Below are 25,574 nucleotides of genomic sequence, written 5' to 3'. Positions count from 1 at the left end.
TTAAATTTATATAATTGTGATGTTTAGGGTGGGAAATTAAAATAACTATTGCTGGTACAGGGTATGTAGGTCTTTCTAATGCAGTGCTTTTAGCACAAAAGCATGAAGTGATAACCGTTGATATAGTTCCAGAAAAAAATTGAGATGCTAAATCGTAAATGATCTCCAATTGTTAATGTTGAAATTGAGGATTACTTGGTTAATAAATCCTTAAATTTGACTACTACACTAGATAAAGATTTTTTCTATAGAAATGCAGAATTTGTCATAATTGCGACACCAACAGATTATGATCCAAATACTAATTATTTTAACACTTCTTCGGTTGAAGCGATCATTAAAGATGTTATAGCTATCAACCCTAACGCTGTTATGGTGATAAAGTCTACTGTGCCTGTAGGCTATACGGCAAGAATCAGGGAGGAATTTGATTGTGATAATTTACTATTCTCTCCAGAGTTTTTACGTGAAGGTAGAGCGTTCTATGATAATTTGCATCCGTCACGTATTATCGTCGGCGAGCGCAGTGAAAGGGCTCAAGTATTTGCTAATCTCCTAGTAGAAGGTGCTGTTAAAGATAATATTGAAATCTTGTTTACAGACCCAACTGAAGCAGAGGCTGTAAAGTTGTTTTCCAATACTTATCTTGCGCTGCGTGTTGCATATTTTAATGTGCTAGACACTTACACTGAAAGCCACGGTTTAGACGCACGGCAAATAATTGAAGGGGTTGGTTTAGACCCTCGTATCGGTTCTCATTATAATAATCCTTCATTTGGTTATGGTGGCTATTGTTTACCTAAAGATACCAAGCAGCTCCGTGCAAATTATGCAGATGTTCCCAACAGTATTATTGGTGCAATTGTAGATGCAAATATCACTCGAAAAGATTTTGTTGCCGATTATATTTTAAAGCGTAATCCCAAGTGTGTAGGTATTTATCGCTTGGTGATGAAGTCCGGTTCCAATAACTTTCGAGCTTCCAGTATTCAGGGGAACATGAAACGTATTAAAGCTAAAGGTATTGAGGTTGTCGTTTATGAGCCCGTGCTTGATGAATCAGAATTTTTCCATTCAGAGGTAATAAAAGACTTAGCAGTATTTAAATCCAGCTGCGATGTGATTGTCTCAAATCGTATGGTTGATGAGCTGATTGACGTTGCTGATAAGGTCTATACTCGCGACTTGTTTGGAAGCGACTAATAACCAAGTCTAATGAGGTTCGCTTTATTTTACCGAAAAGGCAGTTTTTAACATCAATGTTAAGGCTGCTTGATGTTTTTTAGTACAGCTTCATTTTTAATATACTGATATATCGATTCTATAAATGTTTATTAGGGTTGATTAAATAGTTGTCGCCTCCAACCTATCCGTAAATGGGTAGAGGAGAGCAACTGAGATGCGTTACAATAATTTAACTATAAATACTTTAAACCGATGGTTTAGTTTATCGGTTTTAAAATCATTTTCTATTAATATTACTTTCAATTTATCGATTCATAATCGAAAGTATCAGCTTTATTTTGAGTCATTTATGTCAACGAGCTTTTCTGTATTATTTGTATTTTGTTGTTCTTTAATCAGTTTGTTTGCATTTAGAAAGATAGCAAAAAGGGCCGGGTTAGTTGATAAACCGAATGAGCGTAAGTTACATATCGGTCAAGTACCGCTTATAGGCGGGGTGTCTGTATACTTTTCACTAATGGTCACTCTATTTTTCACCTTTCCGATAACTGATTCAATTTTGCTCTATATTGGCTGTTCATCCATTTTAATCGTGTTAGGTGCGCTTGATGATCGTTTCGACCTGAGCTTTAAATCACGTTTGATTGTACAAGCAGGAATTTCTTTAGCGATGATATTGGTCGGTTATAAAAGTCTACATTATCTAGGCACTATGTTTACTAGCGATGGATTTACTATCCCTACATATCTTAGCTATATAGTCACTATTCTGGCGGTGGTTGGCTCAATCAATGCTTTTAACATGGTTGATGGTATTGATGGTTTGTTGGGAGGCTTAGCATCCGTAACCTTTGGTGCTTTGGGCTACATGTTTTATTTTGTCGGCCACCTGGAGTTAGCTCACTTTTGTTTAATGTTTGTTATTGCAATAGTGCCTTATATATTACTCAACCTAGGGATCCCATTTGGACGTCGATTCAAGGTCTTTATGGGAGACGCTGGTAGCATGTTCATTGGTTTCACAGTGATATGGTTATTGATTGAAGCGAGCCAGAATCAGCAAGATGCAGTTATTCGCCCAGTAACAGCGTTGTGGTTTATAGCCTTGCCATTAATGGATATGGTGTGCATTATGTCGCGTAGGATTAAAAAGGGGCAATCGCCGTTCAAACCTGACAGAGAGCATTTACATCACATCTGCCAACGGGTGGGGATGTCACCGACTATATCTTTATTCTTTATATGTTCACTGGCTGCATTTATGGCCTTTATTGGTATATGGTCGGAGTTACATAGTGTTAGCGAAAACGTGATGTTTGTCCTGTTTTTGTTGGTATTTGCGATGTATTATTTTGCGGTTAGTCATGTATGGCGTATAACGACGTTTCTACATAAACATTTAAAAATAACTAAGTCTTTGTGATTCATCGTAGTTTTTTGTTTCTCTGAATATTTTTTATTTTTGCTTGCTATGGTCATGGCATAAAGTCGCTATACTATACAACAGGCTAAAGTTGACGGTTACAGGTAGATAGAGCTTTACCGTCAACCCTATCTACCTATGGAAGAGATTTTATGGAATATCTTGTATCGTTTATTACGGTGTTTTTTTTAACCTGCGTTGCGATAAAAGTGTTAAATCCTATAGCACAACGCGTTGGTTTAGTAGACTTACCTAATGATAGGAAAAAGCACGTTGGGGCTATTCCGCTAATTGGCGGTGTTTCGATATATTGCAGTGTATTGCTTGTATCAAGTATCGTGTTTGAACAAAGTCAATTGTTTAATCTCTATCTCATTTCAGCAGCGCTTATACTTTTTTTAGGTGTATTGGATGACAAGTACGACTTGTCAGTCAGAATCAGAATTGCTGCTCAAGTTATCACCGCTTCCATTCTTGTTTTTGGGGCAGGCCTGTATCTTACATCTCTAGGCCACATTACTTACTTCTTCGAACTAAAACTTGGATATGTTGGTATTCTCTTTACTGTGTTTGCTGTGATAGGTGCTATTAATGCGTTCAACATGGTTGATGGTATTGACGGTCTAGCTGGTATGTTGAGTTTAGTGACATTCTCAGCGTTGGCATTGCTGTTTTATTTAGTAGGTAATAGCTGGTTTATTCTACCGTTACTCTTCATTGGGGCAATACTGGGTTACTTGTTATTTAATTTGCGTTGGCCTTTTGAAAGTATAGAAAAGATTTTTATGGGCGATGCTGGCAGTATGTTAATTGGACTGACCGTAGTTTGGTTGTTAGTGATAGGGGTTGAGGCCGATGCTCAAGCTTTAGCGCCGGTCACTGCACTTTACCTTATTGGTATCCCATTAATGGATATGGCAGCTATTATGTATCGTCGCATTAAAAAGGGAATGTCTCCGTTTAAGCCTGATCGTGACCATTTGCACCACATATTTGAACGTGCTGGTTATAGCCGTAAGCAAACCCTGATTCGCATTACACTCATTTCAATCGCTTTAGCGGCAGTTGGTGTTTGCGGTGAATTGTTTCAAGTACCTGAGTCGATAATGTTTATCGGCTTCTTAGTTATCTTTGCAGCCTATAACTGGGCTCTGGCTCATGTTTGGCAAATTCTAACTTGGTTTCGGAAAGTATAATTTTCATGCTAAGATTAAAGTCCTCTTTTTAGGGGACTTTTTTGTGCCTGTTAGTTATCAATTGCTGTCAGCTTATGATTAGAAGTCGCATCACGATTCCCACTAACTATTTAGATGTTCTAGTTCCTACTTTATAATCCACTAAGCCATTTCTTGGCATATTTTAATTTCAAACTAAACAAGTTTCAGTAATTAGTGATATTGATTACCTCTGCCTACGTATAACTAAATATTATCTGGCTCATCCTTACTGCTTCACTTCTTGTGTGTGGCTCTTTTCTTCACGCGTTTTTCTTCAGCGAGTTCTTCCGAACTGACCAAAATTCGGACTGCAGGACAATCTCGCCTATAGAGATAACAACATCCCTCGGTTTCTCTTTAGAAAAATTTGGTTACTTCCTCTAACCAAACCTTACGCTAGCACATTGGCAAAACCTCGTCAGTCAAATGTGCTCGGTAACCAAGTCCGCGAAGATTCAGCTGCTTATCCAATGTTGCTTGCTTTTCTATAATTATATAGCCGAATCGGTCTTATAGCTATCCTATCAAAGCTGAACAACTGACCCTCTAAGAGCGGTTGAGCTCTTCTTTTTAATTGGCCTTTTTTGGTTTCAACTGTTGCTAAGTGAATATCTTTGAGAGAGTTAAATACTGACTCTTAACCATCTAGCCTCATCTTCAATCTCTACTTCATATTTGTCTTTAATTTTAGACTCACTGATATAATCCTATCTAAGCACACGACCACCCTCAAGTTTGAATTTTTTGTATTTAGGTGAACAATTGAGCGCTGTCATAAGTCCATCAGTGTTTTGGTTGCGGCTTATAATCGAACGGCCAAATTTTAGATTGAAAAATATACTATTGAACCTCGCTAGACGATTTCTGGCAAAAAGCCATAAAATTGACACAAAAAACATATTATTATGTGTATAATCATGCAAAATTAACAAGGTTGCAGCAAAATGGATGCTGTGCAGGGAAGATGATAGGGCAATTTGGAGGCCATAATTCAAGGGCGGAAGCGTGTCAAAATGCATCCCCAGCGCAGATAGCCTCTCCTAAATACAGTTCTTAAACGGCGATTTTAACTATGTAATTAGTTCTCTTGGTCGGTTTTGAATTGGAAATGTCATTGATATTGTGGCTTTTGTTTTTGCCTAAATGTCTGGCAGACACCGCTTCAAGTCGTGATAATTGCTGCTGTAGTATTATAGCTTAGTACTTACCTTCTAAAGCTACTGGTATGCTCATTGTTCTACTTTTAGAGCCGAAAAGCTGTCCGTAAATAATTAACATTGATGACCTAAAAAAAATGAATATGAAGATTACTGTTGCTGTTTTGTTTACTTTTATGCTTACTGGCTGTGTTTTACCAGGTCAACATCTCAATGTTGAGTCTGAGGTCATAAATCAAAGTGATCTAGAGGAATCAGCGCTAAATGTAAATGTTTACGCACTTACACCCTCTCTAGTAAGAGAGTTGGCGCCTTTAGATATCAAGGGGCAAGCAAACCTTATTTTAGACTCGGAATTAGCTAATTATGAATACCGAGTCGGCACAGCAGATATTTTAAACGTAACGGTTTGGGACCACCCTGAGTTAACGATTCCCGCGGGTTCTTACAGAAGTGCAAGTGAGTCTGGTAACTGGGTACATGCAGATGGGCGTATTTTCTATCCTTATATCGGCTTTGTAGATGTAGCAGGTAAAACTGTTGTTGAGATTAGAAAAGAGATGGCAGTGCTGCTATCAAAATATATTGAATCTCCTCAAGTGGATGTCAATGTCGCAAACTTCCGCTCACAAAAAGTCTATGTCACTGGCGAAGTTGACGCCGCTGGTGCACAAGCGATAACCAATGTGCCACTAACATTACTTGACGCAATCAACCAGGCTGGAGGGTTAGAGCCGCAAGCAGACTGGCGTAACGTTGTATTAACGCGTAATGGTAAAGAGGAACAAATTTCGCTTTATGCGTTAATGCAAAAAGGGGATCTAACCCAAAATAGATTATTGCAAGATGGTGATATTGTGCATGTACCGCGAAATGATGGACAAAAGGTCTTTGTAATGGGGGAGGTCAATAACCCGCAGATTGTCAAAATTGACCGAGCAGGTATGAGCTTAACCGAGGCATTGACTGGAGCTGGAGGGCTTGATGAACTGTCTGCTGATGCGACTGGGGTATTTGTTATCAGAGGCAATAAAGATCCTTCAATAGCAGCAAATGTATACCAGTTGAATGTTGAAAACCCAACCGCAATGATCATTGGTACAGAGTTCGATATTCAGCCTTACGACATTGTATATGTGACCGCTGCACCAATTACCCGTTGGAATCGAGTGGTAGAGCAAATTGTACCAACAATTGCCGGCTTTAATCAGCTTACTCAGGGGATCCAAAGGGTTAGAAATTGGTAGTAAGTTTTAACTGACCGAGTTTATTTTTAGACCCGAGCTAAATTGAGTACAGTAAGTGACCATTCGCTTATTTCAAAGTGTCCATAAAGGCTTAACTGATGTTTCAAAAAATATTGATAGTGTGTGTAGGCAATATTTGTCGTTCTCCTTTTGGCGAACATGCTTTGCAAAAATTAATTCCGCATAAAACCGTTAATTCAGCGGGAATAGCGGTAGCTAAAAGTGGCCTAGTGGGGAGATCTGCTGACCCTTCCATTGTTGAGTTAGCGGCTAAAGATGATTTCGATCTGTCTAACCACAAGTCAAAGCAATTAACTAAAGAGATGTGTCATGAATATGATCTCATCCTAGTTATGGAAAAAGGGCATATCGAGGCGGTGACGCAAATCTCGCCGGAGTCAAGAGGCAAAACAATGCTCTTGGGTCAATGGTTACCAGCGCAGTTCATTTCAAAAGAGATCCCAGACCCCTATAGGCAAAGCAAAGAAGCATTTGAACACTCATATCGACTAATCGACACCGCTGTCAGTGCTTGGGCTATTAAGCTGGGTTAGAAGTATGTCAACTTTCTTAAGTAGCCGCAGCACGTAAAAGTAATCGACACAGCTATACAAATAGAACAAAAATAAAGTGGTTCGCCACACTACATGAATTGGATTTTATTAACCTATGAGCAGTAATACAAATAATCAAGCCAAAGCAAACACAGCAAATAGCTTTGCAGAGGACATAGATTTTAGAAAGTTGCTAGGCACTTTAATCGATGCCAAGTGGTTGATCCTATCCATCACTTTGGTTTTTACGGCGTTGGGTATTATCAATGCACTTTCAGCAACACCTATCTATAAAGCTGACGCATTAATTCAAATTGAGATGAAAAGTAGTGGCATGTCATCGTTGGTCGGTAACATGGGGGATATGTTTTCCGAACAAACTTCGGCTAGTACTGAAATTGAAATTATTAAATCCCGCACCAATTTAGGTAAAACGGTTGACCAACTGAACCTAACCACTTATGCCGCTCCAAAATATATGCCTTATGTCGGTAAAAGGCTTGCTAGATTACTTAAAAGTACTAATCATATAGCTGTAAGCCGGTTTGAGACTCCAGCCCATGCTGGGTTTTCATATATATTAACCATTGACGATGTCAGCAGCGGTGCATTCACCTTGTTCGACAATAATGAGCGCAAGGTGCTGTCGGGTGTGGTTAACGAGTTGGCAAAATCTAACGGCTATAAAATATTTGTTGAATCGATAAATGGCGCAGCAGGAGATCAGTTTGTTGTCGGTAAAAGAGCAAAATCATCAGTAATACAGTCTCTTCAGGGGAAACTAGTCATACTAGAGCGTGGTAAGCGTACTGGCATACTGCAGCTTACGTTCAGTGGTGAAGATAAAGCACTTAATGAAAAAATCCTAAATAGCGTAACACAAAATTACTTTTTACAAAGTGTGGCGCATAACTCAGCAGAAGCTGAGAAAAGTTTAGATTTTTTAAAAAAGCATTTACCTAATATAAAAAGTGAACTGACTGCCAATGAAAATACCCTTAATAGCTTTCGACAACAGAACGACTCGATTGATTTAGGGTTAGAGGCCCAATCAACGTTAAAGGTAATGGTAGGGTTAGAAGCACAATTAAATGAGCTCACCTTTAAAGAGAGCGAAATTAGTCAACGCTTTACTAAAGGCCATCCTGCTTATAAATCATTACTCGATAAGCGCAGCGTACTATTGAGTGAAAAAGAACGTTTAAACAAACGCATACAAGGCCTGCCAGAAACTCAACGTGAAGTGCTACGTATGACAAGAGACGTTGAAGTTAACCAACAGATTTACATCCAATTGCTAAATAAGGTACAAGAGCTCAGTATTCTCAAGGCTGGCACGGTTGGTAATGTGCGCATTTTAGATGTTGCTCAATCTTATACTGGTGCCGTTAGCCCTAAAAAACTCATGATAGTAACCATTGCAATGCTATTGGGGGGCGTACTATCCATAGCGTTAGTATTGGTTCGTGCCGCTCTGCATAAAGGGGTTGAAAGTCCAGATGAAATTGAAGCGCTCGGCATACCTGTTTATGCCAGTATTCCTTTGTCAGATTGGCAAGCTAAGTTGGATGTAAAGCTTAAGCAAAATAAGCATAAAATAAAGCTCAAGTTGAGTGAATCATTATTAGCCGAATCTAACCCCGCTGATTTATCCATAGAAGCACTACGCGCGTTACGAACCAGCATGCATTTTGCGATGATGGAAGCTAAAAACAATGTGGTGATGATTTCTGGCCCGGCACCGAGTATTGGTAAATCATTTGTATCTGCAAATCTAGCAACAGTGATAGCCAAAGGCGAACAGCGAGTTTTGTTGGTTGACGGTGATATGCGTAAGGGTTACCTACAACGTCATTTTAACTTGCAATGGGATGATGGCTTGTCGGATCTGTTATCGGGTAGACTAAAGGTCCAATCTGTCATTAAAGCATCGGGTATTACAAATCTAGATATTATTTCTCGTGGCCAAGTTCCACCTAACCCTTCAGAACTGCTGCTACACCCACGTTTTACTGAGTTTGTAGAATGGGCATCAAGCGAGTATGACATTGTCATCATCGATACTCCACCAGTACTGGCAGTCACTGACCCCAGTATTGTCGGTGCCGTGGTTGGCACTACATTGATGGTGGGGCGCTTTGGTAAAAATACCGTTAAAGAGATAGACGTTGCTCGTCATCGTTTTGACATGGCGGGTATCGAGGTTAAAGGTTTTATCCTTAATGCGGTTGAAAAGAAAGCCAGTGCCTCTTACGGATATGGATATTACAATTATAGTTATGAAAGCGATAAGACATAAGTCATACCGATAAAAGTGAACCATTTATACTATGTCAATATTCGGTAGTACAGTGCATTACTGAAATACATCATCGTTATACTGATTAATACAACATCGTAGACATCAACAATAAATTAAGTCGTTGAGTCGTTCCTGCATTTTTAAATAATGTCGAAAGCTGTTGGTAGCCAACTGAGAGGTTGGCTGTCAATATTTATTCTATTTATTCTATTTATTCTATTTATTCTATTTATTCTATTTATTAAAGATAAGGCCGTGAGATGGATTTTTCACTAGAGAATGCAAGAGTTGGAGTTATTGGGTTAGGCTATGTAGGTTTACCGTTAGCGGTTGAATTTGGTAAACAGTTTAATGTGCTAGGCTTTGACATAAACCAGCCTCGTATCAATGAGCTAGCAGAGGGAATTGACTCTACATTAGAGTGTTCTAAAGATGAGCTTAACCAGGCGACTTATTTAAAATACAGTGCCGATGTTGCCGATCTTAAAAATTGTAATGTTTACATCGTCACTGTACCAACCCCGATTGATGAGCATAAACAGCCTGACTTAACACCGCTGATAAAAGCCAGTGAGATGCTAGGCACAGTGATTAGCAAAGGCGATATTATTGTATACGAATCCACTGTATACCCGGGTGCCACTGAAGAAGAGTGCATCCCGGTTGTTGAACAAGTCTCTGGTCTTAGCTTTAACTGCGACTTTTATGCTGGTTACTCCCCTGAGCGAATTAACCCAGGCGACAAAGAGCACCGGGTAACTAACATCTTAAAAGTGACCAGTGGGTCAACACCTGAAATTGCTGAGTATGTCGATCAACTTTATAAAAAGATTATTACCGCAGGCACCCATAAAGCATCATCCATCAAAGTCGCTGAAGCCGCAAAAGTTATTGAAAATACCCAACGTGACGTCAATATTGCGTTAATTAACGAGCTATCAATAATCTTTAATAAATTAGATATTGATACCTTGGAAGTACTAGAAGCTGCAGGTACAAAATGGAACTTTTTACCATTTAGACCAGGTTTGGTCGGCGGTCACTGTATTGGTGTTGATCCATATTACCTAACCCATAAAGCACAAACCGTGGGTTACCATCCAGAAATGATCCTAGCGGGTCGCCGCCTGAATGACGGAATGGGAGCGTATGTCGTTTCTCAGTTAGTTAAAACCATGCTTAAAAAGCGCATTCATGTTGATGGCGCGAATGTGCTGGTGATGGGGCTGACGTTTAAAGAAAATTGCCCTGACTTACGTAACACCAAAGTCGTCGATATTGTCAGTGAGCTCAAAGAGTACAACATTAATGTCGATATAACCGACCCATGGTGCAGCAATGCAGAAGCAAAACATGAATACGGGTTAACCACGGTAGAGCATCCAATGGAAAACCATTACGATGCCATTATCTTAGCGGTAGGGCATGACCAGTTTAAGCAACTAGGTGCCGAAAACATTCGTAAGCTAGGTAAAGTTGAGCATGTACTCTACGATTTAAAATATGTATTAGATAAGAATGTAGTTGATATGCGTTTGTAACCAATATCCTAACTTCAGTTATTACCTATTCTAGTGAGCTGATTTCTCAGCTCGCTTCATTATTTCTACACACTTTGGTTTAAATATGTCTCGTTACGATGAAATAAAAATACAATTGCTCAATGCCCCTAAAACCTGGTTAGTCACCGGTGTTGCCGGCTTTATCGGCTCTAACTTGTTAGAAAAACTGTTGAAGTTAAACCAAAAAGTAGTAGGCCTTGATAACTTTGCCACAGGTCATCAACATAATTTAGATGAAGTAAAAAGTTTAGTCACCGCCGAGCAGTGGAATGATTTTACCTTCATAGAAGGGGACATTCGCAATTATCAGGACTGTGAGCAAGCCGTCGCAAGCGTCGATTACGTGCTCCATCAAGCTGCCTTAGGCTCTGTACCACGCTCAATTGCCGATCCGCTAACAACCAACGCGGCTAATATCACTGGCTTTATCAACATGCTCCAAGCAGCGAAAGAAGCCCAAGTAAAAAGCTTTACTTACGCCGCAAGTAGCTCAACCTACGGTGATCATCCTGCGTTACCAAAAGTAGAAGACAACATTGGTAATCCGCTGTCACCTTACGCTGTGACTAAGTATGTCAATGAGCTATACGCTGGTGTATATACTCGCACCTACGGGTTTAAAACGATAGGATTACGCTATTTTAACGTGTTTGGCCAACGCCAAGACCCAAACGGTGCTTACGCTGCAGTTATTCCCCGATGGACTGCTGATTTGATTAATAACCAAGAGGTATTTATCAATGGTGATGGTGAAACCAGCCGTGATTTTTGCTTTATCGAAAACACAGTGCAAATGAACATATTGGCCGCAACAGCAAGTGATGATGCCAAAGATAATGTCTACAACGTGGCAGTAGGCGATAGAACAACACTGAATACTTTATATAACAGTATTCAAGACTCGTTAGCAAGAAATGAGATTATTAATAAAAATTTACCGACTTATCGTGACTTCAGAATCGGCGACGTTCGTCATTCTCAAGCTGATATTGCTAAAGCCAAAAGATTATTGGGCTATGATCCAGAGTTTACTATTCAGCAAGGTATAGATAAAGCAATGCCTTGGTATATAGGTTTTGTTTAGGAAATCTGTAAGATTATCGAAATGAAAGCTACAAATATTGTAGCTGTAGAATATTGTTAAGATAAACATTGTTAATTTGGGAATGAAATTTAACAATGCCAGTTTTAATATCCATAGAGCAGAAATGTAATGAGAGATTCAACACCTATATATAAGAGGTTTTTTGGCACTGCCGGACTAATGCTACTTAGTAAAGCAATGGTTATGGTGATTGGAGTGCTTTTTGCTAATCACCTGGGGCCAGAACAATTTGGTTTATATAGTTTAGCCTTGTCAATTGTCGCACTTTCAACATTACCTGTCGTAGCAGGTTTACCTAACTTGTTAGTAAGGGAAGTCGCTAACTTTCACTCTGTAAATAAGTGGGATCTTCTCGAAGGAGTGACTAGTTGGTCGAGACTATACGTTATCGGTATTTCTACCTTCGTAGTATTTACCTTGTACACTTTGTTATATTTTGATTTTTTTGAACCACAATTAACTTCATTGCTTTGGATTGCAGGTTTACTAATACCTCTTAGGGGGCTACTCACACAGCAATCAGCAATTCTAAATGGTCTAAATTTTCCTGTTCTTGCACAGTTACCTGTTCAGGTTTTGATACCTGCTATAACATTAGGTGTTTTTTGTTTTTATTTTCTCTTGCCGGGAGAACTAGAAAGCTTTGACTTACTATGTGTTTCAATTTTTGCCTGTTTATTTTCTTGCGTAATAAGTATGTGTCTTTTAAATAGGAAATTAAATTCAAATGTTGAAAAGGTGAAGCCGAAAAAGGATGTGAAAGTTTGGTTAACATCATTAATGCCGTTTGCAATTATGGCATTTATAACAACGCTAAATACAGAACTAGCGAGTGTATTGTTAGGGTTGTTAGTTGATAATGAATCCGTGGCATTTTTTAAAGTGGCAACACAAGCAGTAGCGCTAATAACACTAGGATTAACTGCAGTAAATGTTGTAATTATGCCTAATATTGCAAGGCTATATAAAAATAATGACTTAAAGGCTACGCAAGAATTGTTGACTAAAAGTGTTAGATTAAGTGTAGTTATTACGCTTCCTATTATAGTTGTTTTAGTGTTATTTGGTGAGTACTTTATTGACTTGCTATTTGGTAATGATTACGTAAAGTCCTATCCTATCCTCGTTATTCTATGTATTGGTCAGCTTGTCAATGTACTAATGGGCTCTGTAGGTTTATTATTGAATATGACTGGAAATGAAAACAGAACTTTAAGGACGCTTCTTATTACCTTTGTTGTCAATATTGTGCTGTTTTCGACGTTAATCCCTATTTTTGGCGGCATTGGTGCTGCGATATCTATTTCTTTAAGTCTTATTACTTGGAATGTTTTAATGACTGTGGACGCATGGCGGATTACAAAACTGAAACCTTGGATTCGTTAGTTTTTCCGTTATGTATACTCCTAATTCAGTGAGAATGTTTAATTAATCATGAGTGGTTCCTTTTATGCGTAGTTTTTTTTCCTATAAATGTAAGATAATTAATTCACTAATTTATTATTCGCCAACGTGGTTAATAACATTTAGACATGAGCTCAATCATAAAGAAAACCCTAGCGTTTGGGCTCATGATGAAAGTTTTTTTATACATATCCCTAAATCTGGTGGTACTAGCGTTAGTAACGCACTTTCTCGTAAAGAGTCAGGACATTTTAAGTTTTCCAAATTGAAAATAAAATTTCCTGAAGTGGATAATAAAGAGGTATATTATTTCATCGCAAGGAATCCCATAGAACGGATTGTATCAACCTACACATATATTAAAGATCTGCATAGGAAATTTGGGACTAGTAATATTCCATCAATTAATGTCAGTGAAAGTTTAAACGATTTTATTATAAATCATTTGAAATATATTAATGTAAATGAACATTATTTTTTAAGACCATTCTCTGAAGTTATTAAAGGTATACCGAAACATAAATTATATGCAGTTAACTTCGATGGTCTATCTGAAAATATGAGTCTATTCTATAGTGAAGTTCTAGATAGGGCTATAGATATGCCTCACTCTAACAAAAGCTCTTCGCGAACTGATTTGTATATTTCAAAGGAGTCTAAAGATATATTATTTGATCTCTACAGTGATGATTTTGAGATTTTTAATAAGGTAACAGAACATAAATATGTTAGGTTGTAGATAATGTTGAGTATTAGTGTAGTAATTACAACCTTTAATGACAGTGAATACCTAAATAAATCTATTAAATCGGTGCTAGAGCAAACGATATTGCCTACAGAGTTGATTGTGGTAGATGATGGTTCAGAAAATAATGATGCCAAGTGCATCGTTGCCAAATTTTCTAAACACTGTGATTTCCCTATTCGTTATTATTATAAGAATAATGGCGGGCCGTCGTCTGCAAGAAACTATGGAGTCAGTAACTCGACGGCCGAATATATTGCATTTTTAGATGCTGACGATATTTGGTTGCCGAATAACTTAGCCATTAAATTGTCTTTGATGGAAAAATGCAAGCATATTAACCAATTCTTTGGCGTTTATGGTTCGTTTGTTTTTTCAAATACAGATCTAGTACAGAAATTTATTACTTTAACTGATTCTATTCCCACAACTAATTTGGCAGATCTTGTCGGTAAGCGAAACGGCATACCCGGTGGGTTACCGTCCTACTTGATAAAGAAAAAATATTTTACCGAAGTTGGCGGCTTTGATGAGAAACTGACTATTAATGAGGATTTCGACCTTATCCTCAGACTTATACGTGCTGGGTATACTGCCTGTGGTGATAGTCAGCCCGGTTTTATTAGAACAATGAGAGAAGAGTCTTTAACGAGGAATAGTAATCATATGCTTACATTTGCTCGCGTGAATACGTTTTTGATAAAGGCAAAGGAAAATGACTATTTTTCTGATTCTGAACTTAGATTTAGGCGCAGCAGTGTTGCATTTTCTACAGCTAGAAAAATACTCAGTAATAACTTGTTCGACATTGATGGATATAAGTTGTTTGTATCTGCTCTACTAATCCGTTGTCATTTGATTTAAACCTAGAGATAACAATGCAAACTTTAAAGCTAATGGAACTTAAACATAAATTCAATTTGTATCGCAGGTATTTACATTGGTCTAAGAATAAGTGTATTTTCATTCATGTGCCTAAAGTGGCTGGTACAAGTATCAATCATGCCATCTACGGCAGAACCTTAGGCCATTATTCATCTTTAGAGATTAACAATACGTTTCCACAGCTTTTTCAAAAATCATTTGTTTTCTCGTTAGTTAGAAATCCGTGGGATAGAGTACTTTCGGCATACCGTTTTGCCAAGCAAGGCCGTACTGAAACTATGGGGGTTAATAACCCCGAGCAGTATCAAATTCCAGAGTTTGCGACTTTTGAGTCCTTCGTATTGGAATGGTTGGCAGATAAAAATGTCGATGAGTTAGATTTTGTATTTCAAACGCAAAGTCGCTTTTTAGTGGATGAAAAAGGCGAACTATTACCGGATTACGTTGGCAAGCTGGAAAGTCTTGAAGAATCTGTGCCTATCATTGACTCCAAACTAGGTAGAAAGCTCGCTATACCGCATGCGAACAAAGTAAACAAAAAAGGTAGCTATCACGATTATTACACCTCTCAGAAGATGATCGATGTTGTTAGTGAAAAATATGCCGAAGATATCAAACGTTTCGAATACATTTTTTAACTTTTTAGTTCACCTCATTAATTAAGCACTCAAAATGAAAATAACCCACGTTATCTCATCGCCGGCCTCCGGCGGAGCAGAAGTCTATGTCAAAGATCTATCAATCGCGATGCGCCAGCTTGGGCATGAGGTTCATATCCTCTTTCTTTCGAACGCCAAAGATATTGGTAGGGACACTTTGTTCGAGAAGAGGTTTTTAGCGGATCTAACCGAAGCGAATGTTGAATTTAGTTTTATAGGCAACAAGGCGCGGAAGAACCCGTTTTTTGGAATATCTAAGCTCAAGCAGCATATTAGTGATTTTAGTCCTGATATTTTGCATTGTCATTTGTATTTCGCTCTGGTTTTTTCGTTGTTTACTAAAAGTGTTAAGGTGATTTATACGCACCATAGTATCAAGCTCAAGGTCCCCTCATTCTTTTATCGAATTTTTGACTTTAGAGTATCTAGTTATATAGGGATATGTCACGCTTGTACAAAAATACTTTCTGCAATTTCAGTTAGAGATGTTGTTAATATAAATAATTCAGTTTCAAAATGGCGTATTAAACAGAAAGCTGAGTATTTATATAGAACTGTACCAGTTGTATTGATGGTCGGGCGTTTTTCCACCCCCAAGAATTACAGGTTTATTATAGAAGTTACCAGTTTACTTAGTGACACTGATTTTGTCGTAAAAATTGCTGGCGAAGGTGAAGGTTTTGAATCATTTAGACAAGAGGTAATCGAGAGAAAGCTTGATGGAAAGATTAATTTATTAGGAAATGTTTATAATGTCGAAGACTATATGCATGATGCAGATATTTTTGCTATGACATCTTCGTGGGAAGGGTTGCCTATATCGCTGATTGAGGCTAGTTTAACTGGATTACCAACAATCGTTACCAATGTTGGTGGTTGTGCTGAGGTTTCTCATACTTTATTAAACGGAATAGTCATAGATGAATTGGACCCGCATTTATATGCAAAACATCTTAAAAGGCTAATAAGTTCGTACGAGCTAAGGAAGTATTTGTCTAAAAATGGTTTAACTTATTCAGACAGTTACACATTATCTTACAGTGTAGACAACCATCTAGACTTGTATGCTAAGTATTGTTAGTTTAGAGCGATCTTTTTTTGTGCAGGGGCACTATGTCTGAAATATATTTATTCTCTGATTCTTGGCACGTCATCAGCACTTCTATAGTTTTTTTGTTTGGATTTTTTTTTACAATTAAAATTGCAAAATATTTTTCGTTAGGACAAAAGGGTGCAGCCTATATCTATTTTTATCACACTGTCTTTTGTATTTTTTATCTGCTATATATTTTAAAAAATGGCGGTGACGCAACAACTTACTTTCTGAAGGGGGCTGAACCGCTAGTTGATTTTAAGCCTGGAACAGTGGCGGTTATTTATCTAGTAAACTTGCTCCACCAACTAGAATTATCAATACTTGGAATGTTTTTAGTCTTTAATATATTTGGCGTTATCGGCTTATGTGCATTTTATGGTGCATTAAACAAAGTAACAAGTAATAGTAGCCTGTATTTGCGACGCGTTGTTTTACTTGCGGTTTTTTTACCTTCCGTTAGTTTTTGGTCTTCAGGTTTAGGTAAAGATGCTATTTCTTTTATGGCAATGGGATTAGCCCTTTATGCCGCTCTGAACTTTAGAAAGCAACTACCGCTGCTTTCTTTAGCTATTCTGTTCATGTTGTTAGTTCGCCCACATATTGCTGGAATGATGGTTATTGCATTATCAATTTCTGTGTTTTTGCAAAAGGATATACCACTAATACCTAAAATTATTATTGGGGGGCTCTCTTTGGCTGGCATGGTTGTAATGGTCCCTTTTGCTTTAAATTATGCAGGGCTTGAATCTGATGCTTCAGACTTAGAAAGCTACATTGATAAAAGACAAGGTTATAACCAAAAAGGTGGCGGGGGGGTTGATATATCTTCCATGTCTTTGCCGATGCAAATGACTACATACATAGTCAGGCCTTTACCTTTTGAGGCAAGAAGTATTAGCCAATTACTTGCATCGATAGATAATGTATTTCTACTCGCGCTGTTATTAATGGGGCTCAAAGCCAAGGTCAAATATAGAAAACTAAAGCTAGTAGGTAATCGAGCCTTCATGTGGAGTTATGTTGGGATCTGTTGGGTTTTGTTATCGATGACCACCGCAAACCTTGGTATCGCAATGCGGCAAAAGTGGATGTTTGTACCTATTTTACTCTTTTTATTGATATCAATTCTCGCAGCAGCAGAATCTAGAAAAGTAGAACACAATGACTAAATTTTTATTGGTAGCGAGTTACCCTGATTCGCTCATTACCTTCAGAGGTAAACTCATTGAAGCCATTATAGCAAAAGGCTTTGAAGTTCATTTAGCGGTACCTGATCTAGATGAAAACTCCGAAATATATAAACAGTTAAACAAGCTTGGTGTAAAAGTTCATTCTATTGGTTTACAAAGAACAGGCATGAACCCTGTTCGTGATATTAAAACGATTATTGAGTTATTCAGGTTGATGCGAAGGATTAAGGCTAAGTTTGTTTTAGGCTATACGATTAAACCTGTAATATACGGTTCATTGGCAGCCTGGTTTGCGAACATACCGCATCGTATCTCCCTTATTACCGGTCTAGGTTACGCCTTTACTGGTGAATCTAGCGGTAAAAGGGGGTTAATCCAAAAAGTCGTTAAAGCCTTATATCGCTTCGCTTTAAGTCGTAATGATAAAGTACTTTTTCAAAACCCTGACGATGAGCAGTTATTTCGTCATTTAGATATTTTGCCTGAATCAGTGCCTTCAGCAATTATGAATGGCTCAGGCGTTGACGTTGCTGAATATCAAGTCAGCGCTTTTCCTCAGCAAGTTACCTTCTTACTTATTGCTAGGTTATTGGGCGACAAAGGCGTTCGAGAGTACGCTCAAGCTGCCGCTTTGGTCAAAGCAAAGCACCCTCAAGCTAAGTTTGAATTGGTAGGCTGGATAGACGATAACCCCGATGCCATTTCTCAAACTGAGCTTGACGCTTGGATCAATTCTGGGACTCTGACGTTTTTAGGTAAATTATCTGATGTACGGCCTGCGATTGAAAGTGCGAGTGTGTATGTTTTACCTTCTTATCGGGAGGGAACACCCAGGACCGTACTTGAAGCTATGTCTATGGGCCGTGCCATTATTACCACTGATGCACCAGGTTGTAGAGAAACGGTTGTTGATGGCGCTAATGGGTATTTGATCCCGGTAAAATCGGTAGACGAACTCGCGACAGCCATGATTTCTTTTATCAACGAGCCAGCTAAAGTCATTGCTATGGGGGCTAAGTCTCGAGAGATTGCTGAAAATAAATATGATGTCCATAAGGTTAATCATGCAATGTTAAAAGAAATGGGAATGGACTAATGCTTAAACGTTTATTTGATTTTATTGTGGCTTTAAGCGTTCTAACTCTCTTATCGCCAGTGATAATCGTCGTTGCGTTACTCATTCGCATCCGGCTTGGTTCACCGATTTTATTTACCCAGAACAGACCGGGTAAAAATGGTGAAATATTTAAAATGTTCAAGTTTCGTTCTATGCTCGATAGCGCGGATGCCAGTGGCAACTTACTCTCAGATTGCGAGCGTTTAACCCCATTTGGTGAGAAACTACGCTCTACTAGTCTAGATGAATTACCAGGTCTGTGGAATGTGCTTAAAGGGGATATGAGCTTAGTTGGCCCGCGTCCACTTCTTGTCGAGTATTTACCTTTATATAGTAGCGAACAAGCTAAACGGCACAATGTTCGTCCTGGTATTACTGGCTGGGCTCAAGTTAATGGTAGAAATGCTATCAGTTGGGATAGTAAATTTGCGTTAGATGTTTGGTACGTAAACAACCAAAGCTTCTGGTTAGATATAAAGATATTGCTATTGACGGTTAAAAAAGTCTTTGTACGTGAAGGCATTAGTGCTGATGGCCATGTCACAATCGAAAAATTTACGGGGAGTCGCTAATTGTGGCCAGCATTGCAATATTAGGTGCTAGCGGCCATGGTAAAGTGCTTGCCGAGATTGCTGAGTTAAATGGCTATAGTGAAGTTGTTTTTTTTGACGATAATTGGCCGACAAAATCACAGTTAGCGCATTGGCCAATTGTTGGTAACAGCCAGCATTTAATTGAACGCTTAGCTGATTTTTCCGCCTGTATTGTTGCTATTGGTAATAATAAAATTCGAGTAACTAAACTCGAACTGTTATTAGCCGAGAGCGCCCCGTTAGTTAGTTTAATACACCCTAGCGCTATTATTAGCTCGTATTCCACTATAGGGCAGGGTACAGCAATAATGGCGAATGCCGTTGTCAATATCGCAAGTGAAATAGGTCAGGGATGCATTATTAATACAGCATCCTCGATAGATCATGATTGTGTTATAGCCGATGGCGTTCATGTTAGCCCAGGTGCTCACCTTGCCGGTAATATCGTTGTTGGCGAACAAAGTTGGATTGGTATTGGCAGTAGTATCAAGCAAGGAGTGGTTATTGGTTGCAATGTTATTGTTGGCGCTGGCGCTGCGGTTGTCAGTAATATAAGTAGCGATTCCACTGTTGTTGGTATTCCCGCTAAACCTCAGTTCTAAATAGTTATTCTCAAAAAGAGTTTTCAGATGTTAAATACCCCTTTTTCTCCTTGGCCTTCATTTACTGAAGTTGAAGCCAATAAAGTTTCACAGGTTTTATTATCCAATAAAGTTAATTATTGGACCGGTACCGAAGGGCGCGATTTTGAAAAAGAGTTTGCGTCTTTTACTGATTCAAATTATGCCGTCGCATTAGCAAATGGCACGTTGGCGTTAGATCTGGCATTAAAAGCGTTAGATGTAGGAGAAGGTGATGAGGTTATTACGACCTCTCGTACATTTTTAGCTTCAGCTTCCTCAATTGTGACGAGCGGTGCAGACCCTGTGTTTGCCGATGTGGACTTAAATAGCCAAAATATTACTGCAGAATCAATCGCTGCCGTTTTAACACCAAAAACTAAAGCGGTGATCGTGGTGCATCTTGCGGGTATGCCCGCGGAAATGGATGCAATTATGGCGTTAAGCAAAGAGCACGGTTTTTACGTTATTGAAGATTGTGCTCAGGCTCATGGTGCTAGATACAAAGGCCGCAGCGTGGGGAGTATTGGTCATATCGGTGCGTGGAGTTTTTGTCAGGATAAGATCATGACCACTGGCGGCGAAGGTGGCATGGTAACCACTAATGACAAGGCGCTCTGGTCAAAAATGTGGTCTTACAAAGATCACGGTAAGAGTTTTGAAGCTATTTATGAGCGCGAGCATCCCCCAGGATTCCGGTGGTTGCATGAATCATTTGGCACTAATTGGCGCATGACGGAAATGCAGGCGGCAATCGGCCGAATTCAGCTAACGCGGATGAATGATTGGACTGCACTACGACAAGCTAATGCAGCGGCAATTGATGAGGCCGTTACTGGTATTAACTTAGTTCGTACAGTTAATGTCCCCGATTACATTGAACATGCAGAATATAAGCATTACTTGTTTGTTCAAGCTGAACAATTAAAGGACGGTTGGAGCCGTGATCGAATCGTAGAAGAAATTGTTGCGCTGGGTGTACCTTGTTTTCAAGGAAGTTGCTCGGAGGTTTATTTAGAGAAAGCGTTTGACAATACACCATGGCGCCCTAAAAAACGTTTACGGAATGCGGTGGAATTGGGTGAGACGTCCTTAATGTTTTTAGTTCACCCAACGTTGACTCCTATTGAGATTAAAAAAACTTGTGATGCGATTAAAGTTGTTATCACTAAAGCTGCGAAAATTTAAAGGTAATTTATTCAAATGGAAAATAGTAGGTTCACTCATTTAAAAGCGCTCGAAGCAGAGTCTATTCATATTATGCGAGAGGTAGCTGCAGAATTTGACAATCCTGTGATGCTGTATTCTGTCGGTAAGGACTCTTCAGTATTACTGCACCTTGCGAGAAAAGCTTTTCACCCAGGAAAAATTCCATTTCCTTTAATGCATGTGGATACTAACTGGAAATTTAAAGAGATGATCCAGTTTCGTGACCAAATGGCGGAAAAGCATAACTTTGATTTAATTGTGCACAAAAACCCTCGTGGAATGGAAATGGGGTGTAGCCCATTTGTACACGGCAGTGCAAAGCACACCGATATCATGAAGACAGAGGGGTTGAAACAAGCGTTAGATATGCATGGTTTTGACGCGGCTTTTGGTGGTGCTCGTCGTGATGAAGAGAAATCTCGCGCTAAAGAGCGGGTTTATTCATTCCGTGATAGTAAACACAGATGGGACCCAAAGAACCAGCGCCCCGAACTGTGGAACATCTACAACAGCAAGGTGGATAAAGGCGAGAGTATCCGTGTATTCCCACTGTCTAATTGGACTGAACTTGATATTTGGCAGTATATCTATTCCGAAGGTATTGAGATCCCATCACTGTATACTGCTAAAGAGCGCCCAGTGGTTGAGCGCGATGGCACTTTAATCATGGTTGATGATGAACGTATGGAGCTTAATGAGGGCGAAGTTGTTCAACATAAAATGGTGCGCTTTAGAACCTTAGGTTGTTATCCATTAACCGGGGCTGTTGAGTCTGTAGCTGAAACATTGCCCGAAATAATCCAAGAGATGTTGCTTTGTACAACATCAGAGCGCCAAGGTCGTGTCATTGATAATGATTCTGCTGGTTCGATGGAAAAGAAAAAAATGGAAGGTTATTTTTAATTTTTAAAACCTCATTTTGGAGTGTTTATCTACGTTATAAACACGGCATTCAACCATATTGAACCATTACATTATTAACGTGTCGTTTTTTATTGACAAGCTTCAACGAACAATGTTGAAAGGCGAATGCTCAATGATGAAAATGGCACGATTGTTTAAGGAATAAATGATGTCTAACACATCTCTAATCGCTTCTGATATTGAAGCTTATTTAAAAGTCCATGAAAACAAAGATATGCTTCGAGTGCTTACTTGCGGCAGTGTCGATGACGGTAAATCTACTCTAATTGGTCGCTTGTTATTTGACAGCAAAATGATTTTTGAAGATCAAATGGCAGCGATTGAAAAGGATTCTAAGCGTTTTAATACCACTGACGAAGCCTTTGATCTTGCTTTGTTAGTTGATGGTTTGCAGTCAGAGCGTGAGCAAGGGATCACCATTGACGTGGCATACCGTTATTTTTCCACCGAGCAGCGCAAGTTTATTATCGCTGACACCCCAGGCCATGAGCAGTACACTCGCAACATGGCGACTGGTGCATCGACTTGTGATTTAGCAATTATTTTGATTGATGCTCGCCACGGTGTACAAGTTCAGACTCGACGTCACAGCTTTATCTGTTCCAAGCTTGGTATTAAGCACGTCGTTATCGCTATCAATAAGATGGACGCGGTTGATTACGACCAAAACGTGTATCAAAAAATTAAGCAAGAGTACCGTGAATTCGCCACTGACTTAGCTTTTGAAGACGTTCGCTTTGTGCCTATTTCAGCACTTAAAGGCGATAACGTGGTTAACGAAAGCGAAGCCATGAGCTGGTATCCAGGCTCAACGTTGCTTAAGCTACTTAATACCGTTTCAGTCGAAAAAGATCGCAACAGCGCATTTCGTTTTCAGGTGCAATATGTTAATCGTCCCAACCTAGATTTCCGCGGCTTTTGCGGCACCATTGCATCGGGTGATATCCGGGTTGGTGATACTGTTGTTACTTTACCGTCTGGTAAAGAGAGCAAGGTTAAATCGATTGTGACTTTTGACGGCGAATTGCAAAAAGCCAGTGCAGGTATGGCCATTACGTTTACCTTGGCGGATGAGGTTGATGTTAGCCGTGGTGACATGTTGGTGAGACCTCATGAGCAGCCAAACTCGTCGGCACATTTTTCTGCTGACGTGGTATGGATGACTGAGGAGTCACTTTGTTTAGACAGAGAGTATGTCATCAAAGTAGGCAGTAAGTCTGTTTACGGCTATGTTGACGCGATTAACTATAAAGTGGATGTGAATACCTTACAGCAGCAAGAAGCGTCGCAATTAGCGCTGAATGAGATTGGTAACTGCCACTTTGCCGTGACTGAGCCTGTGCAATTTGATGCGTACAATGACAACCGCAGTACTGGGGCATTTATTGTGATCGACCGCCTAACTAACGTAACTGTTGGTGCTGGCATGATTGGTAACGTTCTCGATGGAGAGAAGGTTAAAGCACATCAATACTCAGAGTTTGAAGTTGAGATGAATGCTTTGGTGCGCAAGCACTTCCCACATTGGGACGCGAAGAAAATCGTTTAGGTTGACGCAACAGCAACAGCAACCTCAACGTTGAGGTTGCTGTTTATCGCAAGCTTTGTTTCTTTTGATATTTTTTTCTTTCTATAGTGAATTGATATGTCGACCGATGCTTATCTAACTCTTGGTTTGTTTATAGCCACTATCGGTTGTTTGATCCGCTATCAAACACGAACAGTGCCAATTTTTGGTGCGGTACTTTTACTGCTGGTGGCATTCAACTTGGTGTCGCAACAGCAACTTTTATCGAGCATCGCTAACCCGGGGTTAGTTACCCTAATTCTATTGGTTTTTTGCTCGTTTGCACTTGAGAAAACACGCTTACTTAAAATTTTGGCGTCAAAAGTGATAGTGCAAAGTTATCACTCGACTTGGCTGAGGTTATTTGGTGTGACCGCTATCTGTTCAGCGTTATTGAACAATACTGCTGTGGTTGCCACATTGCTGTCTCCAGTACGAAATAACCCGCATCATTTTGCATCTAGACTGTTGCTGCCTTTATCTTATGCGGCAATTTTAGGTGGAACGTTAACGCTAATTGGTACCTCTACAAACCTGATTGTTAATAGTTTATATATTGACGCTGCAGGCGAGTCACTTGGCTTTTTTTCGTTCACTGCGATTGGGTTATTGTTGGTAGCTGGCTGTGGAGTTGTTCTATTCGTTTGTAGCAGATGGTTGCCAGATATAGACAATGAACAGCGTAACACTGCTGAGTATTTTATTGATGCAGAAATTATTGAAGGCTCGGAGTTAATAGGCCGCAGTGTGGAGCAAAACGGCTTACGCCATTTAGAGTCTTTGTTTCTTATTGAAGTGGTGAGAAATCGTAGTTTAATTAGCCCTGTATCACCTTCTGAAGTGTTGCAACTTGGTGACAGGCTAATTTTTAGTGGTGATATCACCAAAGTACTGCAGCTTAGTCAATTCTCAGGATTGGCTCTATTCTCGGAGCAAAATGGACTACTCAGTAGTAATTTGTCGGAGGTTGTTGTTAGGCCTGAAAGTGTTTTAGTTGGCAAAACATTAAAGAAAGTCGGCTTTAGAGCGTTATTTGACGCAGCAGTAGTTGCCATAAGGCGTGATGGTGCCAACTTGTCTGGCAAATTAGGTGAGGTAACTATTTGTGCTGGTGACTTCTTAGTGCTAGCAGTGGGTGATGACTTTAAAGATAGACGCAATATTGCCAAGAACTTTATTTTTATCAGTGGTGTTGAACCTGAGTCTCGCATTAGTGGGGCTAAGGCTTGGTTGTCAGTTGGCGGCTTTGTTGCCACGATTGCACTTGCTGCTGTTGGCGTGGTTGGTTTACTTGAGGGTATGCTGCTGTTTCTTGGCGTATTAGTTTTCAGCAAATGTGTCACGGTTAATGAACTGATGCGGCGCTTTCCGACCGGAATATGGTTAATTGTCTCTTCGGCTATTTTATTGTCACATGCTTTGGTCAATAGTGGTGTGGTTGAGCTCTTAAGCAGCTGGCTTAATGCAGGTGTTGATAAAGAGCACGTTTATTTGGCTTTAATCGTTATCTATATCGCCACATGGCTGATGACCGAATTGGTGACTAACAATGCCGCTGCGGCGTTAATGTTCCCTGTGGCCTACAGCGTCGCGATAGGGTTTGGCGTCGACATTTTGCCTTTTGTTATGACAGTTGCATTTGCTGCAAGTGGCAGTTTTATTAGCCCTTACGGTTATCAAACTAATCTAATGGTGTTTAGCGCTGGGCAATATAAATTAGCCCACTTTGTTCAAGTAGGCTTGCCGGTCAGTATCACTTACGCGTTGATAGTGATTGCGGCTGTACCTATTTTTTTCCCGTTTTAAATGAGTT

Annotated in this window: 20 protein-coding genes and 1 pseudogene; all 21 read left to right on the top strand. The window is 39.4% G+C overall.

The genetic code is table 11. The features are described from left to right. Nucleotides 1–35 precede the first annotated feature (35 nt). Nucleotides 36–1,203 (top strand): annotated as a pseudogene (locus AB4135_RS10545) (nucleotide sugar dehydrogenase). Nucleotides 1,204–1,534: 331 nt separating this feature from the next. Then, nucleotides 1,535–2,608 carry a UDP-N-acetylglucosamine--undecaprenyl-phosphate N-acetylglucosaminephosphotransferase gene (gene wecA, locus AB4135_RS10540; protein ID WP_371992661.1) on the top strand — a complete coding sequence of 358 codons (1,074 nt, stop codon included), beginning with the start codon at nt 1,535–1,537 and terminating at the stop codon, nt 2,606–2,608. A gap of 152 nt (nt 2,609–2,760) precedes the next feature. Next, nucleotides 2,761–3,804: a UDP-N-acetylglucosamine--undecaprenyl-phosphate N-acetylglucosaminephosphotransferase gene (wecA, locus tag AB4135_RS10535; RefSeq protein WP_371992660.1), complete on the top strand. Its 1,044-nt coding sequence runs from the start codon at nt 2,761–2,763 to the stop codon at nt 3,802–3,804. Nucleotides 3,805–5,125: 1,321 nt separating this feature from the next. Continuing rightward, a complete protein-coding gene (locus tag AB4135_RS10530) occupies nt 5,126–6,229 on the top strand; it encodes a polysaccharide export protein (protein WP_371992658.1) in 1,104 nt (367 codons plus the stop codon). Between the two features lie 98 nt (nt 6,230–6,327). Then, complete coding sequence (locus AB4135_RS10525) at nt 6,328–6,783, top strand: low molecular weight protein-tyrosine-phosphatase (RefSeq protein WP_371992656.1); 456 nt, start codon at nt 6,328–6,330, stop codon at nt 6,781–6,783. Between the two features lie 115 nt (nt 6,784–6,898). Beyond that, on the top strand, nt 6,899–9,082 hold the full coding sequence (locus AB4135_RS10520; RefSeq protein WP_371992655.1) for a polysaccharide biosynthesis tyrosine autokinase: 2,184 nt from the start codon (nt 6,899–6,901) through the stop codon (nt 9,080–9,082). 263 nt (nt 9,083–9,345) lie between these two features. Next, nucleotides 9,346–10,626, top strand: coding sequence for a Vi polysaccharide biosynthesis UDP-N-acetylglucosamine C-6 dehydrogenase TviB (gene tviB, locus AB4135_RS10515; protein ID WP_371992653.1), 1,281 nt, complete (start codon nt 9,346–9,348; stop codon nt 10,624–10,626). 85 nt (nt 10,627–10,711) lie between these two features. Further along, a complete protein-coding gene (locus AB4135_RS10510) occupies nt 10,712–11,731 on the top strand; it encodes an NAD-dependent epimerase/dehydratase family protein (RefSeq protein WP_371992651.1) in 1,020 nt (339 codons plus the stop codon). A gap of 129 nt (nt 11,732–11,860) precedes the next feature. Beyond that, the gene (locus AB4135_RS10505; RefSeq protein WP_371992650.1) at nt 11,861–13,138 is read left to right on the top strand and encodes a flippase; all 1,278 of its coding nucleotides are present in this window, start codon (nt 11,861–11,863) and stop codon (nt 13,136–13,138) included. A 64-nt stretch (nt 13,139–13,202) separates the two neighbouring features. Then, nucleotides 13,203–13,895, top strand: coding sequence for a hypothetical protein (locus AB4135_RS10500; protein WP_371992649.1), 693 nt, complete (start codon nt 13,203–13,205; stop codon nt 13,893–13,895). Nucleotides 13,896–13,898: 3 nt separating this feature from the next. Next, nucleotides 13,899–14,765 (top strand): glycosyltransferase family 2 protein, encoded by an 867-nt coding sequence (locus tag AB4135_RS10495; RefSeq protein ID WP_371992647.1) that lies wholly within the window; start codon nt 13,899–13,901, stop codon nt 14,763–14,765. A gap of 14 nt (nt 14,766–14,779) precedes the next feature. Continuing rightward, nucleotides 14,780–15,424, top strand: coding sequence for a sulfotransferase family 2 domain-containing protein (locus AB4135_RS10490; protein ID WP_371992646.1), 645 nt, complete (start codon nt 14,780–14,782; stop codon nt 15,422–15,424). 34 nt (nt 15,425–15,458) lie between these two features. Next, complete coding sequence (locus tag AB4135_RS10485) at nt 15,459–16,526, top strand: glycosyltransferase family 4 protein (protein WP_371992645.1); 1,068 nt, start codon at nt 15,459–15,461, stop codon at nt 16,524–16,526. A gap of 32 nt (nt 16,527–16,558) precedes the next feature. After that, nucleotides 16,559–17,710 (top strand): hypothetical protein, encoded by a 1,152-nt coding sequence (locus AB4135_RS10480; protein ID WP_371992644.1) that lies wholly within the window; start codon nt 16,559–16,561, stop codon nt 17,708–17,710. Then, nucleotides 17,703–18,827: a glycosyltransferase family 4 protein gene (locus tag AB4135_RS10475; RefSeq protein ID WP_371992642.1), complete on the top strand. Its 1,125-nt coding sequence runs from the start codon at nt 17,703–17,705 to the stop codon at nt 18,825–18,827. Before AB4135_RS10480 ends, AB4135_RS10475 begins: the two co-directional genes overlap by 8 nt. Next, on the top strand, nt 18,827–19,420 hold the full coding sequence (locus AB4135_RS10470; RefSeq protein WP_371992640.1) for a sugar transferase: 594 nt from the start codon (nt 18,827–18,829) through the stop codon (nt 19,418–19,420). The genes AB4135_RS10475 and AB4135_RS10470 overlap by 1 nt, the downstream gene beginning before the upstream one ends. A 2-nt stretch (nt 19,421–19,422) precedes the next feature. Beyond that, nucleotides 19,423–20,043 (top strand): acetyltransferase, encoded by a 621-nt coding sequence (locus tag AB4135_RS10465; RefSeq protein WP_371992639.1) that lies wholly within the window; start codon nt 19,423–19,425, stop codon nt 20,041–20,043. 27 nt (nt 20,044–20,070) lie between these two features. Next, nucleotides 20,071–21,249, top strand: a complete 1,179-nt coding sequence (locus AB4135_RS10460; protein WP_371992637.1) for a DegT/DnrJ/EryC1/StrS family aminotransferase — start codon at nt 20,071–20,073, stop codon at nt 21,247–21,249. 15 nt (nt 21,250–21,264) lie between these two features. After that, entirely contained in the window at nt 21,265–22,173 is a 909-nt protein-coding gene (gene cysD, locus AB4135_RS10455) for a sulfate adenylyltransferase subunit CysD (RefSeq protein ID WP_371992636.1), read from the top strand. 166 nt (nt 22,174–22,339) lie between these two features. Beyond that, nucleotides 22,340–23,743, top strand: coding sequence for a sulfate adenylyltransferase subunit CysN (cysN, locus tag AB4135_RS10450; RefSeq protein WP_371992634.1), 1,404 nt, complete (start codon nt 22,340–22,342; stop codon nt 23,741–23,743). A gap of 96 nt (nt 23,744–23,839) precedes the next feature. Further along, nucleotides 23,840–25,567, top strand: coding sequence for an SLC13 family permease (locus tag AB4135_RS10445; protein WP_371992632.1), 1,728 nt, complete (start codon nt 23,840–23,842; stop codon nt 25,565–25,567). Nucleotides 25,568–25,574: the final 7 nt, after the last annotated feature.

This window comes from Shewanella sp. 10N.286.54.B9 (assembly GCF_041468565.1).
Classification (GTDB): domain Bacteria; phylum Pseudomonadota; class Gammaproteobacteria; order Enterobacterales; family Shewanellaceae; genus Shewanella.
This window is presented reverse-complemented; position numbering and strand designations above follow the sequence as displayed.

Coding starts and splice junctions, on each gene's coding strand:
- AB4135_RS10485 (WP_371992645.1), top strand. CDS start 15,459: ATGAAAATAACCCACGTTATCTCATCGCCGGCCTCCGGCGGAGCAGAA.
- AB4135_RS10445 (WP_371992632.1), top strand. CDS start 23,840: ATGTCGACCGATGCTTATCTAACTCTTGGTTTGTTTATAGCCACTATC.
- AB4135_RS10500 (WP_371992649.1), top strand. CDS start 13,203: ATGCGTAGTTTTTTTTCCTATAAATGTAAGATAATTAATTCACTAATT.
- wecA (WP_371992661.1), top strand. CDS start 1,535: ATGTCAACGAGCTTTTCTGTATTATTTGTATTTTGTTGTTCTTTAATC.
- AB4135_RS10495 (WP_371992647.1), top strand. CDS start 13,899: ATGTTGAGTATTAGTGTAGTAATTACAACCTTTAATGACAGTGAATAC.
- AB4135_RS10470 (WP_371992640.1), top strand. CDS start 18,827: ATGCTTAAACGTTTATTTGATTTTATTGTGGCTTTAAGCGTTCTAACT.
- AB4135_RS10460 (WP_371992637.1), top strand. CDS start 20,071: ATGTTAAATACCCCTTTTTCTCCTTGGCCTTCATTTACTGAAGTTGAA.
- AB4135_RS10520 (WP_371992655.1), top strand. CDS start 6,899: ATGAGCAGTAATACAAATAATCAAGCCAAAGCAAACACAGCAAATAGC.
- AB4135_RS10490 (WP_371992646.1), top strand. CDS start 14,780: ATGCAAACTTTAAAGCTAATGGAACTTAAACATAAATTCAATTTGTAT.
- AB4135_RS10530 (WP_371992658.1), top strand. CDS start 5,126: ATGAAGATTACTGTTGCTGTTTTGTTTACTTTTATGCTTACTGGCTGT.
- AB4135_RS10510 (WP_371992651.1), top strand. CDS start 10,712: ATGTCTCGTTACGATGAAATAAAAATACAATTGCTCAATGCCCCTAAA.
- AB4135_RS10480 (WP_371992644.1), top strand. CDS start 16,559: ATGTCTGAAATATATTTATTCTCTGATTCTTGGCACGTCATCAGCACT.
- wecA (WP_371992660.1), top strand. CDS start 2,761: ATGGAATATCTTGTATCGTTTATTACGGTGTTTTTTTTAACCTGCGTT.
- tviB (WP_371992653.1), top strand. CDS start 9,346: ATGGATTTTTCACTAGAGAATGCAAGAGTTGGAGTTATTGGGTTAGGC.
- cysN (WP_371992634.1), top strand. CDS start 22,340: ATGATGTCTAACACATCTCTAATCGCTTCTGATATTGAAGCTTATTTA.
- AB4135_RS10525 (WP_371992656.1), top strand. CDS start 6,328: ATGTTTCAAAAAATATTGATAGTGTGTGTAGGCAATATTTGTCGTTCT.
- AB4135_RS10475 (WP_371992642.1), top strand. CDS start 17,703: ATGACTAAATTTTTATTGGTAGCGAGTTACCCTGATTCGCTCATTACC.
- cysD (WP_371992636.1), top strand. CDS start 21,265: ATGGAAAATAGTAGGTTCACTCATTTAAAAGCGCTCGAAGCAGAGTCT.
- AB4135_RS10505 (WP_371992650.1), top strand. CDS start 11,861: ATGAGAGATTCAACACCTATATATAAGAGGTTTTTTGGCACTGCCGGA.